Origin of the sequence: Achromobacter sp. EB05 (assembly GCF_044232075.1) — a bacterium.
GTDB classification, from domain to species: Bacteria; Pseudomonadota; Gammaproteobacteria; order Burkholderiales; family Burkholderiaceae_B; genus Achromobacter; species Achromobacter dolens.
Genome location: NZ_CP155917.1, coordinates 606,391 through 623,620 on the forward strand (window position 1 = coordinate 606,391; position 17,230 = coordinate 623,620).

15 protein-coding genes are annotated in these 17,230 nt (G+C 68.1%); 13 read left to right on the forward strand and 2 right to left on the reverse strand.

Annotated features, from left to right (window positions below; translation table 11 throughout):
* Positions 1 to 77 precede the first annotated feature (77 nt).
* From AAID08_RS02800 to AAID08_RS02830, 7 genes are read left to right on the forward strand one after another with little or no spacing between them, the layout of a single operon-like run.
* On the forward strand, positions 78 to 2,429 hold the full coding sequence (locus AAID08_RS02800) for a bifunctional salicylyl-CoA 5-hydroxylase/oxidoreductase (RefSeq protein WP_054503388.1): 2,352 nt from the start codon (positions 78 to 80) through the stop codon (positions 2,427 to 2,429).
* On the forward strand, positions 2,426 to 3,217 hold the full coding sequence (locus tag AAID08_RS02805; RefSeq protein WP_049071057.1) for an SDR family NAD(P)-dependent oxidoreductase: 792 nt from the start codon (positions 2,426 to 2,428) through the stop codon (positions 3,215 to 3,217). The genes AAID08_RS02800 and AAID08_RS02805 overlap by 4 nt, the downstream gene beginning before the upstream one ends.
* Positions 3,218 to 3,254: 37 nt before the next feature.
* Positions 3,255 to 4,112 (forward strand): enoyl-CoA hydratase family protein, encoded by an 858-nt coding sequence (locus AAID08_RS02810; protein ID WP_343719834.1) that lies wholly within the window; start codon positions 3,255 to 3,257, stop codon positions 4,110 to 4,112.
* 2 nt (positions 4,113 to 4,114) lie between these two features.
* Positions 4,115 to 5,284 carry an acyl-CoA dehydrogenase family protein gene (locus AAID08_RS02815; RefSeq protein ID WP_054419355.1) on the forward strand — a complete coding sequence of 390 codons (1,170 nt, stop codon included), beginning with the start codon at positions 4,115 to 4,117 and terminating at the stop codon, positions 5,282 to 5,284.
* 60 nt (positions 5,285 to 5,344) lie between these two features.
* Positions 5,345 to 6,985, forward strand: coding sequence for an AMP-binding protein (locus AAID08_RS02820; RefSeq protein ID WP_343719833.1), 1,641 nt, complete (start codon positions 5,345 to 5,347; stop codon positions 6,983 to 6,985).
* Positions 6,986 to 7,008: 23 nt separating this feature from the next.
* Positions 7,009 to 7,434, forward strand: coding sequence for a thioesterase family protein (locus AAID08_RS02825; protein WP_026384894.1), 426 nt, complete (start codon positions 7,009 to 7,011; stop codon positions 7,432 to 7,434).
* Positions 7,435 to 7,486: 52 nt separating this feature from the next.
* Positions 7,487 to 7,891: a RidA family protein gene (locus AAID08_RS02830; RefSeq protein ID WP_054419360.1), complete on the forward strand. Its 405-nt coding sequence runs from the start codon at positions 7,487 to 7,489 to the stop codon at positions 7,889 to 7,891.
* A gap of 481 nt (positions 7,892 to 8,372) precedes the next feature.
* Here AAID08_RS02830 and AAID08_RS02835 read toward each other — a convergent pair whose 3' ends face one another.
* Positions 8,373 to 9,359 (reverse strand): AraC family transcriptional regulator, encoded by a 987-nt coding sequence (locus AAID08_RS02835; protein ID WP_064527943.1) that lies wholly within the window; start codon positions 9,357 to 9,359, stop codon positions 8,373 to 8,375.
* A gap of 262 nt (positions 9,360 to 9,621) precedes the next feature.
* Between AAID08_RS02835 and AAID08_RS02840 the strand changes: the two genes are divergently transcribed.
* From AAID08_RS02840 to AAID08_RS02865, 6 genes are read left to right on the forward strand one after another with little or no spacing between them, the layout of a single operon-like run.
* Positions 9,622 to 10,809: an ABC transporter substrate-binding protein gene (locus AAID08_RS02840; RefSeq protein WP_144656910.1), complete on the forward strand. Its 1,188-nt coding sequence runs from the start codon at positions 9,622 to 9,624 to the stop codon at positions 10,807 to 10,809.
* 31 nt (positions 10,810 to 10,840) lie between these two features.
* Positions 10,841 to 12,085, forward strand: coding sequence for a dienelactone hydrolase family protein (locus AAID08_RS02845; protein WP_063583143.1), 1,245 nt, complete (start codon positions 10,841 to 10,843; stop codon positions 12,083 to 12,085).
* 9 nt (positions 12,086 to 12,094) lie between these two features.
* Positions 12,095 to 13,438: an aromatic ring-hydroxylating dioxygenase subunit alpha gene (locus AAID08_RS02850; protein WP_054419367.1), complete on the forward strand. Its 1,344-nt coding sequence runs from the start codon at positions 12,095 to 12,097 to the stop codon at positions 13,436 to 13,438.
* On the forward strand, positions 13,429 to 13,962 hold the full coding sequence (locus tag AAID08_RS02855; protein ID WP_336236171.1) for an aromatic-ring-hydroxylating dioxygenase subunit beta: 534 nt from the start codon (positions 13,429 to 13,431) through the stop codon (positions 13,960 to 13,962). Before AAID08_RS02850 ends, AAID08_RS02855 begins: the two co-directional genes overlap by 10 nt.
* Positions 13,959 to 14,570, forward strand: coding sequence for a cysteine hydrolase family protein (locus AAID08_RS02860; protein WP_372415567.1), 612 nt, complete (start codon positions 13,959 to 13,961; stop codon positions 14,568 to 14,570). The genes AAID08_RS02855 and AAID08_RS02860 overlap by 4 nt, the downstream gene beginning before the upstream one ends.
* A 13-nt stretch (positions 14,571 to 14,583) precedes the next feature.
* Positions 14,584 to 15,390: an SDR family oxidoreductase gene (locus AAID08_RS02865; protein WP_175190230.1), complete on the forward strand. Its 807-nt coding sequence runs from the start codon at positions 14,584 to 14,586 to the stop codon at positions 15,388 to 15,390.
* A 31-nt stretch (positions 15,391 to 15,421) separates the two neighbouring features.
* On the opposite strand, the gene AAID08_RS02870 is transcribed toward AAID08_RS02865, so the two are convergent.
* Entirely contained in the window at positions 15,422 to 17,170 is a 1,749-nt protein-coding gene (locus tag AAID08_RS02870) for a DUF342 domain-containing protein (protein WP_144656924.1), read from the reverse strand.
* Positions 17,171 to 17,230: the final 60 nt, after the last annotated feature.

A 17,230-nucleotide genomic window follows, 5' to 3' on the forward strand; every position in this document is an offset into this window, starting at 1 on the left:
GCCTAAACTATCAAGGCCTAAAAATAGCAGCGACCCGCCCCAAGCTTCCGGGCCGCACTTCTTGGAGCGTTACGGCAATGAAAATCGTATGCATTGGTGGTGGTCCCGCCGGCCTGTATTTCGGTCTGCTCATGAAGCTGCAAGACCCGGCCAACGAAGTCACGGTGATCGAGCGCAACCGCCCCTACGACACCTTCGGCTGGGGCGTGGTGTTCTCGGACGCCACCATGCAGAACCTGCGCGAAGCCGATCCGGTTTCCGCCCAGACCATCGGTGACGCCTTCAACCATTGGGACGACATCGACATCCATTTCAAGGGCCGCAGCATCCGCAGCGGCGGCCATGGCTTCATCGGCATCGGCCGCAAGAAGCTGCTCAACATCCTGCAGGCGCGCTGCGAAGACGTTGGCGTCAAACTGGTGTTCGAGAACTTCGTCCAGGACGACCAGGCCATCGCCCGCGAATACGACGCCGACCTGGTCATCGCTTCCGACGGCATCAACAGCCAGGTCCGCACCCGCTACGCCGACACCTTTCACCCCGACATCGACCAGCGCCGCTGCCGCTTCGTCTGGCTCGGCACCAAGAAGGTGTTCGATGCCTTCACCTTCGCCTTCGTGCAGACCGAGCATGGCTGGTTCCAGGCGCACGCCTACCGCTACGAAGACGGCATGTCGACCTTCATCGTCGAGACGCCCGAGGAAACCTGGCAGGCCGCCGGCATCGAGCAGATGAGCCAGGAAGAGGGCATCGCCTACTGCGAGAAGCTGTTCGCGCCGTGGCTGGACGGCAACGCGCTCATCAGCAACGCCTCGCACCTGCGCGGCTCGGCCATCTGGATCCGCTTCCCGCGCGTCATCTGCAACACCTGGGTCCACTGGAACCAACTGGAAACCAGCCGCGGCAAGCGCGCCGTGCCTGTGGTGCTGATGGGCGACGCGGCGCATACCGCGCACTTCTCCATTGGTTCGGGCACCAAGCTGGCGCTGGAAGACGCCATCGAACTGGCGCGCTGCCTGAGCGGCGCCGAAGGCAGCGTCGAGCGCGGCCTGAAGCACTACGAGGAAGTGCGCAGCGTCGAAGTGCTGAAGATCCAGAACGCCGCCCGCAACTCCACCGAGTGGTTCGAGAACGTGGCGCGCTACGCCGAACTCGAACCCGAACAATTCGCCTATTCGCTGCTGACCCGCTCGCAGCGCATTTCGCACGAAAACCTGCGGCTGCGCGACCCGGCCTGGCTGGAAGGCTTCGAGCGCTGGATCGCCGAGCACGCCGGCGCGCAGGCGCCGGCCGGCCAGCGGCCGCCGCTGCCCATGCTGACGCCGTACCAGGCGCGTGGCGTCAAGCTCAAGAACCGCATCCTGGTGTCGCCGATGGCCATGTATTCCTGCACCGATGGCGTGCCGGGCGACTTCCATCTGGTGCACCTGGGCGCCCGCGCCATGGGCGGCGCCGGGCTGGTGATGGTGGAAATGACCTGCGTCTCGCCCGATGGCCGCATCACCCCGGGATGCCCGGGCCTGTGGAACGACGAGCAGCAGCAGGCCTTCGCCCGCATCGTCGGCTTCGTGCACGGCAACAGCGACGCCCGCATCGGGGTGCAGTTGGGCCATGCCGGCCGCAAGGGCTCGACGCAGTTGGGCTGGCAGAAGATCGACCATCCGCTCGCCGAAGGCAACTGGCCGCTGCTGTCGGCCTCGGCCCTGCCGTACATCGAGGGCGTGTCGCAGACGCCGCGCGCCATGACGCGCGCCGACATGGACGACGTGCGCGACAACTTCGTGGCCGCGGCCCGCCGCGCCCAGGCCGCCGGCTTCGACTGGCTCGAACTGCACTGTGCCCACGGCTATCTGCTGTCCAGCTTCATCTCGCCGCTGACCAACCATCGCGACGACGAATACGGCGGCAGCCTCGAAAACCGCCTGCGCTTCCCGCTGGAAGTGTTCCGCGCGGTGCGCGCCGTCTGGCCCGAGGACAAGCCGATGTCGGTCCGGATCTCGGCCAGCGACTGGGTCGAGGGCGGCATCACCCCCGATGACGCCGTCGAGATCGCGCGCCACTTCAAGGCCGCCGGCGCCGACATGATCGACTGCTCGTCGGGCCAGGTCAGCAAGGAAGAAAAGCCGGTCTACGGCCGCATGTTCCAGACGCCGTTCGCCGACCGCGTGCGCAACGAGGCCGGCATCCCCACCATCGCGGTGGGCGCCATCTTCGAGGCCGACCACGCCAACGGCATCATCGCCTCGGGCCGCGCGGACCTCTGCGCGCTGGCCCGTCCCCATCTGGCCGACGCCTCCTGGACGCTGCGCGAAGCGGCCCGCGTGGGCTATCGTGACGTGGCCTGGCCGAGCCAGTACTTCGCCGGCAAGCGCCAGTTGGAAACCAATTTCGAACGCGCCGCCGCCATGGCGCAACTGGACATCAAATGAGCACGTCCTCCCTTCCCCTGGCCGGCCGCCACGCGCTGGTGACGGGCGGCGCCCGCGGCATCGGCCTGGCCAGCGCCCGCGCGCTGCTGGAACGCGGCGCGCGGGTCACGCTGCTGGGCCGCGACGGCGGCGCGCTGGAGGCGGCCGTCGACAGCCTGGCCAGCCTGGGCCAGGTGCAGGCGGTCAGCGCCGACATCGCCGACGAGGCCTCGGTGCGCCAGGCCTTCGCCCAGGCGGAGGCCGAACTCGGTCCGGTGCTGGTGCTGGTGAACAACGCCGGACAGGCCGTCAGCCAGCGCTTTGACCGCACCGACGCGGCGCTGTGGCAGTCGATGCTGGCGGTCAACCTGACCGGCACCTTCCATTGCATCCAGGCCGCCCTGCCCGGCATGCTGGCGGCCAAGTGGGGCCGCGTCATCAACGTGGCCAGCACCGCCGGCCTGATCGGCTATGCCTACGTCAGCGCCTACTGCGCGGCCAAGCACGGCGTGATCGGCCTGACCCGCTCGCTGGCGCTGGAGACGGCGCAGAAGGGCGTCACCGTCAACGCCGTGTGCCCGGGCTACACCGAGACCGACATCGTGCGCGGCGCGGTCGCCAATATCGTCGAGAAGACCGGCATGACGCCGGAAGCCGCCCGCGCCAAGCTGGCCGAGCGCAACCCGCAGGGCCGCCTGGTGCAGCCCGAGGAAGTGGCCGAGACGGTCGCCTGGCTGGCGCTGCCGGCCTCGTCGTCCATCAACGGCCAGGCCATCGCCGTCGACGGCGGCGAAGTGATGACCGGCTGAGCCGGCGCCCACCCTACGATTCCAGAACGGAGACACCATGAGCACGCAGCCCGAAGAGCACACCATGAAGCACCACAAGCGCCCGCTGGCCGGCTACCAGGCCCGGACGTTCCTGTGGCGGGTGTCGGCCGACGGCAAGGTCGCCACCATCACGCTCAACCGCCCCGAGCGCAAGAACCCGCTGACCTTCGATTCCTACGCCGAGCTGCGCGACCTGTTCCGCGCGCTGGTGTACGCGACCGACATCAAGGTGGTGGTGGTGACGGGCGCCGGCGGCAACTTCTGCTCCGGCGGCGACGTGCATGAAATCATCGGGCCGCTGACCAAGATGAGCATGCCCGAGCTGCTGGACTTCACCCGCATGACGGGCGACCTGGTCAAGGCCATGCGCGCCTGCCCGCAGCCGATCGTGGCGGCGGTGGACGGCGTCTGCGCCGGCGCCGGCGCGATGGTGGCGCTGGCCTCCGACATGCGCCTGGGCACGCCGGCCGCGCGCACCGCCTTCCTGTTCACGCGGGTGGGCCTGGCGGGGGCCGACATGGGCGCCTGCACGCTGCTGCCGCGCATGATCGGCCAGGGCCGCGCCTCCGAACTGCTGTACACCGGCCGCGCCATGACCGCCGAGGAGGGCGCCAGCTGGGGCTTCTTCAACGCGCTGCACGAGTCGGACGCCCTGATGGACGCGGCGGCCAAGCTGGCCGCGCAGTTGGCCGCGGGCCCCACCTTCGCCCACGGCGTGACCAAGAAACTGCTGCACCAGGAATGGAACATGGGCGTGGACGAGGCCATCGAGGCCGAAGCCGAGGCCCAGGCCATCTGCATGCAGACGCGCGATTTCCATCGCGCCTACGAGGCCTTCGTGGCCAAACAGAAGCCGGTCTTCGAGGGGAACTGATGATGCGCGACGCAAGCTGGCTGGACTGGCCGTTCTTCGACGACGCCCATCGCAAACTGGCGCATGAGGTCGACGGCTGGTGCGAAAGCGCCCTGGGCCATGTCGACCACCACGATGCCGATGCGGCCTGCCGCAAGCTGGTCAAGGCCATGGGCCAGGCCGGCTGGCTGCGCTACGCGGTCGCGGGCGGCCCCGGCGGCGCCTGGGGCGGCGCGCTGCCCGAGGTCGATTCGCGTTCGGTCTGCATCCTGCGCGAAACGTTCGCGCGCCACGAGGGCCTGGCGGACTTCGCCTTCGCCATGCAGGGCCTGGGCAGCGGCGCGATCTCGCTGATGGGTTCGGACGCGCTGCGCCAGCGCTACCTGCCGCGCGTGGCCAGCGGCGAGGCCATCGCGGCGTTCGCGCTGTCCGAGCCGGATGCCGGCTCGGATGTAGCGGCGCTGGCCTGCGAGGCCCGGCTGGAGGGCGACCACTACGTGCTCAACGGCGCCAAGACCTGGATTTCCAACGGCGGCATCGCCGACTTCTATTGCGTATTCGCCCGCACCGGCGAGGCGCCGGGCGCGCGCGGCATCAGCGCCTTCGTGGTGGATGCCGACACCCCGGGCTTCGAGATCTCGGAGCGCATCGAGCTGATCGCGCCGCACCCGCTGGCCACCCTCACCTTCGACAACTGCCGCATCCCGGTGTCGCAGCGGCTGGGCGAGGCGGGGCAGGGCTTCAAGCTGGCGATGATGACGCTGGACATCTTCCGCGCCTCGGTGGCGGCCGCCGCGCTGGGCTTTGCGCGCCGCGCGCTGGATGAAGGCCTGGCGCGCGCCAGGTCGCGCCGCATGTTCGGCCAGACCCTGGCCGACCTGCAACTGACGCAGGCCGCGCTGGGCGACATGGCCACGGCCATCGACGCCTCGGCGCTGCTGACCTATCGCGCAGCGTGGATGCGCGACGTGCAGAAACAACGCACCACGCGCGAAGCGGCCATGGCCAAGATGACGGCCACCGAATCGGCGCAGACCGTGATCGACCGCGCGCTGCAGATGTTCGGCGGCGCGGGCGTGGTGTCGGGGATGCCGGTGGAGAAGCTTTACAGGGAAATCAGAGCGCTGCGTATCTACGAAGGCGCCACCGAAGTGCAGAAGTTGATCATCGCCCGGGAACTGCTGAAGGCCTGAAGAAACCATCGAGTTTCCGCTTTCGGCAGTCAACTACACCGCATCAGCAAGGGGAATTTCATGGAAGTATCCGCCCACATCGACACTTTCGCCCGGGACAATCTGCCCCCGGGCGAACAATGGCCCGAGTTCCTGCTGGACGGCCCCGACGTGGCCTATCCCAAGCGCTTCAATTGCGCGGTTGAGTTGGTGGACGCCATGGTCGACCGTGGCCACGGCGAGCGCGTCGCGCTGCGCTGGGCGCAGGACGGCAAGCCGGCCACCATGACCTACCGCGAACTGGCGGCGCTGACCAACCGCATCGCGCGCGTGCTGGTCGAGGACATGAAGCTGGTGCCGGGCAACCGCCTGCTGCTGCGCGGTCCCAACAACCCGATGATGGCGGCGTCCTGGCTGGCCGCCATCAAGGCGGGCCTGGTGACGGTGCCGACCATGCCGCTGCTGCGCGCCAAGGAACTCAAGCAGATCATCGACAAGGCGCAGATCCAGGCGGTGCTGTGCGACGTGCGCCTGAAGGACGAGGCGCAGTTCTGCGCCCAGCCGGATCACGAACACCATTGCCCGGGGCTGGCGCAGATCGTGTATTTCAACGACACGGCGCCCGAGTCGCTGGACACGCTGGCAGCGGTCAAGCCGGATGATTTCACGGCCTGCGATACCGCCGCCGATGACGTCTGCCTGATCGCCTTCACCAGCGGCACCACCGGCGCGCCCAAGGGCTGCATGCATTTCCATCGCGATGTGCTGGCGATGTGCGACCTGTTTCCCAAGCATGTCATCAAGCCGGGTCCGGACGACATTTTCTGCGGCACGCCGCCGCTGGCGTTCACCTTCGGCCTGGGCGGCTTGCTGTGCTTTCCGCTGCGGGTCGGCGCCAGCACGGTGCTGGCCGAGCGCCTGACGCCAGAAAGCCTGCTGCAGCTGATCCAGGACTTCCGCGCCACCATCGTTTTCACCGCGCCCACGTTCTACCGCCAGATGGCGGCGCTGGTGGGCAAGTTCGACCTGTCCTCGCTCAAGAAGAGCGTGTCGGCCGGCGAGGCCCTGCCGGACGCGACGCGCCAGCTGTGGAAAGAGGCCAGCGGCATCGAGATGATCGACGGCATCGGCGGCACGGAGATGATCCACGTGTTCGTGTCCAGCCCGCCCGAGTCGGTGCGGCGCGGCGCCATCGGCCGCGTGGTGCCCGGTTACATCGCGCAGATCGTGGACGATGACATGAATCCGGTGCCCAACGGCACGGTGGGCCGCCTGGCGATCAAGGGGCCGACCGGCTGCCGCTACCTGGCCGACGAGCGCCAGCGCCGCTTCGTGCAGAAGGGTTGGAACCTGCCCGGCGATACGTTCGTGCAGGACGACGACGGCTATCTCTTCTACCAGGCGCGCAATGACGACATGATCGTCTCGGCCGGCTACAACATCGCCGGCCCGGAGGTCGAGGATGCGCTGCTGCGCCACGAAGCGGTGGCCGAATGCGGCGTGGTCGGCGCGCCCGATGACGAGCGCGGCCAATTGGTCAAGGCCTTCGTGGTGCTCAAGCCCGGCTTCGCGCCGAGCGAGGCGCTGGTGGCGGCCATGCAGCAATTCGTCAAGGCCACGATCGCGCCCTACAAGTATCCCCGCGCCATCGAGTTCGTGTCCGCGCTGCCGCGCACCGAGACGGGCAAGCTGCAGCGATTCGCGCTGCGCAAGATGGCGTGATTTTTTTGCATCAAGGAAATGCCATGGCAGCACCATTCATCAGTCAGGTAGAGGTCCGCTTCCGTCATTGCGATCCGGCGGGCATCGTTTTCTATCCGCGCTATTTCGAGATGATCAATGACTTTGTCGAGGAGTGGTTCGACAAGGGCATGGGGCTGCCATTCCACGCGCTGCACGTGGAGCGTCACATCGGCACGCCGATGGCGTCGGTGACGTGCGATTTCAGCGCGCCGAGCCGCTGGCACGAGAAACTGCGGCAGACGCTGCAGGTGCAGCGCATCGGCGGCGCGTCGTTCAAGGCGCTGGTGCGGTTCGAGGGGCCGGACGGGCAGTTGCGGCTGTCGGCGACGCTGACGATCGTGACGGTGGATCTGCGCACGATGAAGTCGATGCCGCTGCCGGCGGATCTGCGCGAGCGCATGCAGGATTATCTGGTTGCCGCCGAGTGAGTTCGGCGGGGGCCACCCTGGTGTTTGTTTTTTGAAAATAGGATGAGACGTTATGAAGATTCTGCAACCGCCGGATTGGATGGCGCCGAGGGGCTATTCGAATGGGATCCTGACCGAGATGACGGTGGGGAGCAAGCTGGTGTTCGTGGGCGGGCAGGTGGGCTGGAACGGGCAGCAGCAGTTCGAGTCGGATGATCTGGCCGATCAGGTGCGGCAGACGTTGGCCAACATCGTGGCGATTCTCGCCGAGGGCGGGGCCAGGCCTGAGCATATCGTGCGGATGACGTGGTATGTGACGGACAAGGAGGCCTATGTGGCGGCTTATCCGGAGATCGGGAAGCACTATCGTGAATTGATCGGGAGGCATTTTCCGGCGATGACGGCGGTGGAGGTGGCGGATCTGGTGGAGGATCGGGCCAAGGTGGAGATTGAAGTTACGGCTGTTGTGCCGGCTTGAGTGCGGGCCGGCCTGGCGGGATATTTGCGTCGGGTTGGGTTCTTTAGCCGCGGGTGACGGGGCAGGCGGGGGATGGCGGGGCTACGATTGCGGTCCGGAGCCTTCGCTCCGGACTGCCCCGTCCTCATCTTCGTCCAGGCCTTCGGCCTTCCCTTCAGATTCCGTCGGGCGCATCTACACGCCCCGCCATCCCCCGCCTGCCCCGTCACCCGCTCACGATAAGAATTAATGGCGGGTGCTGGGGAGGGGGCGTTTCTTGGCGTTCTGACAGGCGGAAACTCGGGTTCAGAGCGATTTGCGGGGCCCGCTTCAAGGCGGCCGCGCGGACGGCCTTTTGAAGCTTACGTGGTGTCTTGCGGGGGCGGATGACGCTGCACGCTCGCGGGCGGGACGCTTTATCACATATGTATTGGTTTAACTACGTTTGTGATTCTTCGCTTGTGGCTGCGGGGGTTGGCGCATGGCGCCAGAATTGTCAGGTCTATCTGCTGGACTGGAAGGTTTCGCGGGGGAGTTCGCCGAAGCGGTCGCGGTAGTACTCGGAGAAGCGGCCCAGGTGGCTGATGCCTACGGAGACGGCCACCTCGGTGACGCTTTCGCAGGCGCCTTGTTGCAGCTTTTCGCGGGCGGCGTCCAGGCGCAGGACGCGTAGCGCCTGCATGGGGGTGGTCTCGCGGTGTTGCTGGAACAGGCGGGTGAGGGCGCTGGGGCTGGCGCCGGCGCCGCGGGCGATGTCGGTCAGGGTCAGGGGGGCGGCCAGGTGGGCGCGCATGTAGGCTTCGGCCTGGGCGACGCGGCGCGGCAGGGCGGGGGGCAGGCCGGCGTGGCGTTGCCAGGTGTTGGGCTGGTTGTAGAGCAGGTGCAGGACGAGGGTGTCTTCCAGGTGCTCCAGCCAGGCGGCGGGCGGTCTCGGCGCGCCGTCGTCCAGGGTGGGGAGCAGGTGGATCAGGCTGGTCATCATGCTGCGCCAGGCGGCGCCGACGGGGGTGTCCAGGCGTAGCGCGGGGCTGAAGTCCAGGGGGCGGGCGGCGGCGTCGCCGAAGATGCGGTGGCCGATGGCTTCGAGCTTGCCGCGCGGAATTTTCAGCAGCAGTTGTTCGCAACCGGCTTCCCAGTGCAGTTTCAGGGCGCGGTTGGGGGCGATGACGGCGGCGCAGTCGGGGTGGGCGTCGACGCAGTCGCTGCCGCATTCGATGCGGGCGCGGCCGCGCAGCGGCACCTGCACCAGCATGAAGTCCTGCAGGCGGTCGGGTTCGATGTGGACTTCGGCGCCGTAGCGCAGCGTACAGACGCTCAGGGCGCCGAAGCGGGCGCGGTTCAGTTCGGCGTCGACGCGGCCGCCCTTCCAGGTCAGGCGGTGATCCTTGAGCGCTTCGGAGACGCGTTCGCGCGTTTCGGCGGGCTGGGTGGAACTGAAGACGCGTCGTTTGAGCAATGGCGCCAGCTCGATGCGGGACCAGCCGTGCATGGATGCCTCCGGGACGGGAACGCTCCCGTATCGCCGTCGAGCGTAATGCAATCGTCAAGCGTTTGGAATTAAGTGAATCCCGGATAGGCGTGCGCCGATTCGGATAGAGCCGCGCGCCCGCCCGTCCTAAGCTGGGGGTTGTTGGAAGGCGGCGCCGTGGCGCGTAAGCTGGCAGTTTTCATCGTTGGCAGGGTGTACCGACGGCAGACGGATTCTGTCAGCATTGCGCCGGCGGCGCCGGCGGACACGAACGGGGTGGCTCATGAATGGAAAGCTATGGGGCCGGCGCGCGCTGGCGGCGCTGGTGTCGGCGGGCTGTATGACGGCCGCGGCCGGGGCATCGGCGGCGGACAAGATCAAGGTCGGCCTGCTGACCACGCTGTCGGGGCCGGGCGCGGCGCTGGGCAACGAAATCCGCGACGGCTTCAATCTCGCGCTGCAGCATACCGGCGGCAAGCTGGGCGGGCTGCCTGCCGAGGTGGTGGTGGCCGATGACCAGCAGAAGGCCGATGCCGGACGCCAGGCGGTCGAGCGCCTGCTCAAGCGCGACAAGGTCGACGTGATGACGGGCATCGTGTTCTCGAACGTGCTGCTGCCGGTGATGCCGGCCATCCTGCAGTCGGGCACCATCTATCTGAGCACCAATACGGGGCCGGAGAACTATGCCGGCGCCGGCTGCAATCCGAATTTCTTCGCGGTGGCCTGGCAGAACGAGGACATCCCGGCGGCGATGGGCAAATATGCCGCCGACCAGGGCTTCAAGCGGGTGGCGCTGATCGCGCCCGATTATCCCGGCGGGCGCGAATCGCTCAACGGCTTCAAGCGCCTGTACAAGGGCGGGCTGTCGGAAGAGATCTATACCCAGCTCGGCCAGCTCGACTACGGCGTCGAGATCACGCGGCTGCGCGCCAGCAAGCCGGACGCGGTGTTCTTCTTCCTGCCGGGCGGCATGGGCGTGAACTTCATCAAGCAGTTCAACGGCGCCGGCCTGGGCAAGGAGATCGCGCTGCTGGCGCCGGGCTTCTCGGGCGACGAGGATACGATCGCGGCGGTGGGCGCGCCGATCGAAGGCCTGCACAACTCGTCGCAATGGGCGGCCGACCTGGACAACCCGGCCAACCGCAAGTTCGTCGAGGACTTCAGGAAAACCTACAACCGCACCCCCACGCTCTACGCCTCGCAGGGCTACGACGCCGCCATGCTGCTGGACAGCGCCGTCAGGCAGACCGGCGGCAAGCTGGGCGCCGACGCGCTGCGTCCGGCGCTGCGGCGCGCCGATTTCAAGTCGGTGCGCGGCGACTTCACCTTCAACCGCAACCAGTACCCGATCCAGAACTACTACCTGCGCACCATCGTCAAGGGCGCGGACGGCAAGCTGGCCAACAAGCTGTCGGGCACGGTGCTGACGCAGTATCACGACCCGTTCGCCGCCGCCTGCCAGATGAAGTGAGGCAGGCGACGCACGCATCAAGGAGAGAAGCATGACCGCAACCATCACGACGCGCGAGGTGACCATCGCCTCGCACGACGGCCAATCATTCAGCGCCTATCTGGCCGTGCCCGCCTCGGGCCACGGGCCGGGGCTGGTGCTGTGCCAGGAGATCTTCGGCATCAATGACTTCATGCGCCGCACCGCGCAGTCGCTGGCCGAGGAGGGCTACGTGGTGCTGGCGCCGGACCTGTTCTGGCGCCAGCAGCCCGGCATCCAGTTGACCGACGGCCCGGCCGACATGCCGCGCGCGTTCGAGCTGTACAAGGGCTTCGACGTCGATCTGGGCATCAAGGACATCGCCGCGACCCTGGCCGCGTTGCGCGCGCTGCCCGAGCAGCAGGGCGGCGCCGGCGTGCTGGGCTATTGCCTGGGCGGCAAGCTGGCCTACCTGGCCGCCTGCCGCACGGATGCCGACGTGGCCATCGGCTACTACGGCGTGGGCATCGAGGACAGCCTGGACGAAGCCGCCAAGCTGCGCGGCCGGCTGGTGCTGCACATCGCCGAGCAGGATGGCTTCTGTCCGCCGCCGGCGCGCCAGCGCATCCTGGAGGCGCTGGGCGGCAAGGCCAACGTCGAGCTGTATGTGTACCCCGGCATGGACCACGCCTTTGCCCGCACCGGCGGCGCGCACTATGACAAGCCGTCGGCGCTGATGGCGCACCAGCGCAGCATGGCCGCGCTGCAACGCGTGATCGGCCCGCAGTTCGACTATTCGGCCCTGTGGGACAAGCACTGCGAATACGAATTCGGCACGCGCGACGTGGCCGCGACCATGGCCACGATGGTGGCCGAGCCCTACGTCAACCACATCCCCACCATGACCGGTGGCGTGGGCTACCGCGAGCTGTCGCGCTTCTACCAGCACCACTTCGTCAACAGCAATCCGCCCGACACCAGACTGGTGCCGCTGTCGCGCACCGTGGGCGCGACCCAGATCGTCGACGAGCTGCTGTTCTGCTTCACCCACACCACCGAGATCGACTGGCTGCTGCCCGGCGTCGCGCCCACCGGCAAATACGTCGAGATTCCGCTGGTGGCCATCGTCAAGTTCCGCGGCGACAAGCTCTGCCACGAACACATCTATTGGGACCAGGCCAGCGTGCTGGTGCAGATCGGCGCGCTCGACCCCAAGGGCCTGCCGGTGGCCGGCCGCGAGACCGCGCAGAAGCTGCTGGACGAGACCCTGCCTTCCAACACCCTGATGGCGCGCTGGAAAGACAGCGAGAACAAGTAGGAGACCGCCATGCCGTATAGCGATCAACAGTTGGGCGAGATGGTGCGCGGCGACAGCGTGCACCGCGCCCTGTACACCGACCCGGCGATCTTCGAGCTGGAGATGCAGCGCATCTACGGCCGCGCCTGGGTCTACGTCGGCCACGAAAGCCAGGTGCCCAAGACGGGCGACTATCACACCACGCGGCTGGGCGACCAGGACGTGCTGATGGTGCGCGCCAGCGATGGCCGCGTGCACGTCCTGTACAACCGCTGCCCGCACAAGGGCGCCAAGGTGGTGGCGGATGGCGACGGCTGTGTCGGCAAATTCTTCCGCTGCCCCTACCACGCCTGGACCTTCAAGCTGGACGGCAGCCACCTGGGCGTGCCGCTCAAGCAGGGATTGGAGGGCACCTCGTACGATCCGACCGACCCCAGCTTCTCGATGCGGCGCCTGCCGCGCGTGGAAAGCTATCGCGGCTTCGTCTTCGCCAGCCAGGCCCGCGACGGCCAGGGCCTGGAGGAATTCCTGGGCGGCGTGCGCTCGTCCATCGACAACCTGTGCGACCGCTCGCCGGTGGGCGAGGTCGAGGTGGCCGGCGGCATCTTCCGCGTGATGCAGCGCTCGAACTGGAAGGTGTTCTACGAGAACCTGCACGACACCATGCACGCCCGCGTGACGCACGAATCGTCCTTCGCCGCCGCCCGCGACGAAGCCAAGGAGATCGGCGAGATGCCGTTCGAGCTGCACATCATGGACGGCAACGGCGAGCCCTACGAGTTCTGGGAAAAGCTGGAGCTGCGCGCCTACGACAACGGCCACGGCTACATGGAAGGCATCTTCAACCCGGGCGCGGCCGAACGCGATCCGGTGTCGCGCGCCCACTTCGAGGCGCTGACCGCGGCCTACGGCGCCGACCGCGCCCGCGAGATCCTCGGCATGAACCGCCACAACACCGTCATCTACGGCAGCGGCTCGCCGCACACGGTGTTCCAGCAGTTCCGCGTGATCCGGCCGATCGCCGTCGATCGCACCCTGATCGAGATCCAGACCTTCCGTTGCAAGGGCGCGCCGGACGGCGTGTTCAAGCGCGCCATGCTGTACGCCAACGTGATCAACTCGCCGTCGTCCAACGTCATGCCGGACGACATCGAGCTCTACAACCGCTGCCAGGAAGGCAACGCCACCCGTGGCGGCGAATGGGTCAGCATGCACCGCTACCACGGCACCGACCGCAGCGACGCGGACGGCATGGTGTCGATCAACGGCACCAGCGAGCTGCCGATGCGCAACCAGTTCCGCGCCTGGAAGCGCTATATGGAGGCCGGTCCCGTGGCGTCCGCCCACGGCCAAGGAGAAGGCGCATGCTGCTAGACCTCGAATTCGACGTATCCACCGCCAACCTGGCGCCGGCCGACGTGCCGGCCGAGGCCTACCACCGCATCGCCCAGTTCCTGTATCGCGAGGCGCGGCTGCTGGACGAGCGCCGCTACGGCGACTGGCAGTCGCTGTGGACCGACGACGGCATGTACTGGATGCCGCGCGAGCCGGGCCAGTCCAGCCCCTACGACCATATCTCGCTGTTCTGGGAAGACCGCATGCTGCGCGACGTGCGCATCCGCCGGCTGGAACATCCGCGCAACTGGTCGCAGCAGCCGCCCACGCGCAGCGCGCGGCTGGTGGGCGGGGTGCAGGTCGAGGGCTTGGACGCCGGCGGCAACCTGGTGGTGCACTCGGCGTTCCAGATGACCGAGTGGCGCAAGCGCCAGCCGCGCCAACTGGCGGGCCGCTACACCCACAAGCTGGCGGCCGATGGCGACAACTGGCGCATTCGCATGAAACGGGTGGACCTGGTGAACTGCGACGACGCGCACGATGTGTTCGAGGTGTTCGTGTGAGCGCGACCGACGCCGCGGTGCTGGCGCTGCACTACCAGAACGACGTGCTGCATCCCGAAGGCAAGATCCGCGTCGGGCTGGACGCCGATGGCGCGGAGCGCCAGCGCCTGCTGCGCGGCGCCGCCGACCTGCTCGACGGCGCCCGTAGCCATGGCCTGCCGATCGTGCACGTGCGCATCGCCTTCAGGCCCGACTATGCCGACCTGCTGCCCAACTGCGACATCTTTCGCAACGTCGCCAGCATCGGCGCCGTCGCCGAGGGGCAATGGGGCAGCGCCTTCTACGAGGGCCTGCAGCCTGTGGCGGGCAGTCCGCGGGAATTCGTGGTCAAGCACACGCGCATCAGCGCCTTCTACGGCACGCCGCTGGAAGAGACCCTGCGGCTGCTGGGCGCGCGCCGGCTGGTGGTGGCGGGGGTGGCGACGCATTCGGTGGTCGAGGGCACGGTGCGGCACGCCGCCGATATCGGGTTCAATGTCATGGTGGCCGAAGACGCCTGCGCCTCGGCCGATCCGGCGGTGCACGACGCCTCGCTGGCCAGCATGCGGCTGATCGCGCAGACCGGCTCGGTGGCGCAGGCCATGCACTGGGCCGCCGCGCCTCATTGATCAAGGACTGTTCATGGATTTCTCAGGCTTTCCCGGCTTGGCCGGCAAGACCGCCATCGTCACCGGCAGCACCCAGGGGCTGGGCGCGGACATCGCGCGCGGGCTGGCGGCGGCCGGCGCCAACGTGGTGCTGGTGGGACGCAACGCCCAGGCCGGCCAGGCGCTGGCGGGCGAGATCGGCGACCGCGCGCTGTTCCACGAAACCGACATCGGCCAGGACGACCAGATCCGCCACTGCCTGAACGCCGCGCTGGCGCGCTTCGGGCGGGTCGACATCCTGGTGAACAACGCCTGCCAGTACAACGACCGCGGGCTGGCCTCCAGCCGCGCGGAGTGGCACGCGACGCTCGATACCAATCTGGTGTCCGCCGCCATCTTCACGCAGATGGCGGCGCCGCTGCTGCCGCGCGGCGGCGTGGTGGTCAACCTGGGCAGCACCGGCGGCAAGTTCGGCGCGGCCGGGCGCGCGCTGTATCCGGCCTCCAAGGCGGCCTTGCTGCAGATCACCAAGAACTTCGCCGTGGAGCTGGCGCCGGCCGGCATCCGCGTGCTGGCGGTGTCGCCGGCATGGACCTGGTCGCCGTCGGTCGAACAACTGGCGGGCGGCTCGCGCGAAGCCGCCGACGCGGTGGGCGCGCACTTTCATCCGCTGGGCCGGGTCGGCTCGGGCGAGGAGATCGCGGCGGCGGTGTGTTTCGCGTGCTCCGATGCGGCCTCGTGGATGACGGGCGTGGATATCCCGGTGGACGGCGGCTTCTCGATCCTCGGGCCGGACCGCGGCATTTCGCCGCGCGCCTGGTTCAAGCAACTGGCGCCCTGAGCCGGCTGCGGTCCCGGCCGCCGGGCGAGCGTCAGCGGATGACGATCTCGCCTTCTTCCAGGCCGGCCTTGCCGCCCACCTGGTCTTCCAGGAACTCCTGCATGCGGTTGCCCACCTGGATCTTGGTGCCGCCGCAGAAGCGCCGCGCCGCGATGATGGTGGCGGTATGCAGGGGCTGCAGGTCGCGGATGAGCTGGGCTTCTTCTTCGTCCAGCTCGATCAGGTCGCGGCCCAGCTTGGTGTGGGTGTTGCGGGCGCGCTCGACCACGTCGCCGCCGGCCCGGCCGGGGTTGGCGTGCAGGAACAGCAGCAACTGCTCCAGCTTGGCCTTTTCCTCGTTCATCTTCAGGCGCTTGCGCGTGAGCGCCGAACGCTTGATGTCGGCATGGGGGTCCAGCCCGGCCTGTACCAGCGTCGGCACGCCGGCCGGCGAGCCGATGGTGCCGGCCCGCACTGAATGCAGGGCGCGGGTCTGGCCGCCCGTGATGGCGGTCTGTTGGGTGTTGGGCGCGCCCACGTTGACGCTGCCGCCCGCCGCGATGCTGCTTTGGCGGATCTCGCGTTCCACTTCCACGTTCTGCCCCGCGCTGATGATGGCGTTGGCGATGAAGCGGGCCCGCACATCGCCGCCACAGACGATGTGGGCGGTGCGCGCGGCGGCATTGTTGGCCGACTCGCTGGCGCCGTCCTGCATGGCTTCGGCCATGCCGATGATGCCGCCCTTGACCGTGACGTTGCCCCCCGCTTCGACCAGGGCGGCTTCCATGGTGCCGTTGACGACCACGTCGCCGGTCACGCGCACTTCCATCGTGGCGCTGATATCGCCGCGCACTTGCAACGACCCCTGGAAGTTGATGTTGCCGGTGGACAGGTCGACCGCGTCGACCTCGACCACCGGATTGACCTGCGCGCCCTGATGGATGAGCTTGGGAGAGCCGGCGATGGCGGCGCGCAGCAGGTTGGGGTCTTCCGGATCGATCTCGACGCCGGACATTTCGGCGTTGAACGGGGTGTCCGGCAGTTCATCCGGCAGCACCGGCTGGCCCAGCACGTTGCAACCGTCGATGCCCGGCAGTGGCGGGATGCGCCGCATCAGCGGCATGCCGGGGGTCACCAGCAGCAGGCTGCCCAGGTCGCGGTAGTCGATCTGCGCCAGTTCGTCGATTTCCTGGGCGCGCGGCTTCAGGCGGTCCAGCAGGCTTTCGAAACGGGTGGGGGTGCCGCGCGTGGGCGGCGTGCCTTGCGCGATCAGCACGGTCTGCGCGCCGCCGCGCTCGACGGCCTCGGCCAGTTCCTTTTCCAGTACGCCGTGGACGATGCCCTGGTCGGCGATGGCCTGGCGCAGCACGGGCAGGGTCACCGGCTTGCCGCCCTTGGGCGGGTGCAGGGTGACCAGGGCCGACATGCAGGCGGCGTCCACTTCCAGATCGAACGAGCCGTCGATCAGCTTGCCCACCGGCACCTGCACGGTTCCGGTGGCATGGCGGCACAGGTCGATGAAGGCGATGACGGCGTGATTGTCCAGCGCCTCGGTCGACCAGCCCTGCGCGGTGGCCATGGCGGCGAGGGTGTCCCAGCTTGGCAGGTCGGCGGGCGGGACGTCCGGGGCGGCGTCAGGGGTGTCGGTCTCCGGGGCGTCGGCCTCCCGGCCCGGGGCCTCGTCGGCCGGCGCGTCGGCTGTGGCGGCATTGTTCTGCGGCGCAGGTGGCGGCGAGTAAATCGCCGTCAGGACGTTGGTAGTGGCATCCAGCACTAGCTGGAGCGTATTGTCTGCGCCCATCTCCGCCTCCTGCCCGGCAGTTGGCGCCGGGTTCTCCATTCATTTAGTAATTAAACGAAA

Bases quoted from the DNA above. Each gene is read 5' to 3' on its own strand.
- AAID08_RS02800 (WP_054503388.1), top strand. From the start codon at position 78: ATGAAAATCGTATGCATTGGTGGTGGTCCCGCCGGCCTGTATTTCGGT.
- AAID08_RS02820 (WP_343719833.1), top strand. From the start codon at position 5,345: ATGGAAGTATCCGCCCACATCGACACTTTCGCCCGGGACAATCTGCCC.
- AAID08_RS02870 (WP_144656924.1), bottom strand. From the start codon at position 17,170: ATGGGCGCAGACAATACGCTCCAGCTAGTGCTGGATGCCACTACCAAC.
- AAID08_RS02865 (WP_175190230.1), top strand. From the start codon at position 14,584: ATGGATTTCTCAGGCTTTCCCGGCTTGGCCGGCAAGACCGCCATCGTC.
- AAID08_RS02835 (WP_064527943.1), bottom strand. From the start codon at position 9,359: ATGCACGGCTGGTCCCGCATCGAGCTGGCGCCATTGCTCAAACGACGC.
- AAID08_RS02855 (WP_336236171.1), top strand. From the start codon at position 13,429: ATGCTGCTAGACCTCGAATTCGACGTATCCACCGCCAACCTGGCGCCG.
- AAID08_RS02830 (WP_054419360.1), top strand. From the start codon at position 7,487: ATGAAGATTCTGCAACCGCCGGATTGGATGGCGCCGAGGGGCTATTCG.
- AAID08_RS02810 (WP_343719834.1), top strand. From the start codon at position 3,255: ATGAGCACGCAGCCCGAAGAGCACACCATGAAGCACCACAAGCGCCCG.
- AAID08_RS02825 (WP_026384894.1), top strand. From the start codon at position 7,009: ATGGCAGCACCATTCATCAGTCAGGTAGAGGTCCGCTTCCGTCATTGC.
- AAID08_RS02845 (WP_063583143.1), top strand. From the start codon at position 10,841: ATGACCGCAACCATCACGACGCGCGAGGTGACCATCGCCTCGCACGAC.
- AAID08_RS02815 (WP_054419355.1), top strand. From the start codon at position 4,115: ATGCGCGACGCAAGCTGGCTGGACTGGCCGTTCTTCGACGACGCCCAT.
- AAID08_RS02840 (WP_144656910.1), top strand. From the start codon at position 9,622: ATGAATGGAAAGCTATGGGGCCGGCGCGCGCTGGCGGCGCTGGTGTCG.
- AAID08_RS02850 (WP_054419367.1), top strand. From the start codon at position 12,095: ATGCCGTATAGCGATCAACAGTTGGGCGAGATGGTGCGCGGCGACAGC.
- AAID08_RS02805 (WP_049071057.1), top strand. From the start codon at position 2,426: ATGAGCACGTCCTCCCTTCCCCTGGCCGGCCGCCACGCGCTGGTGACG.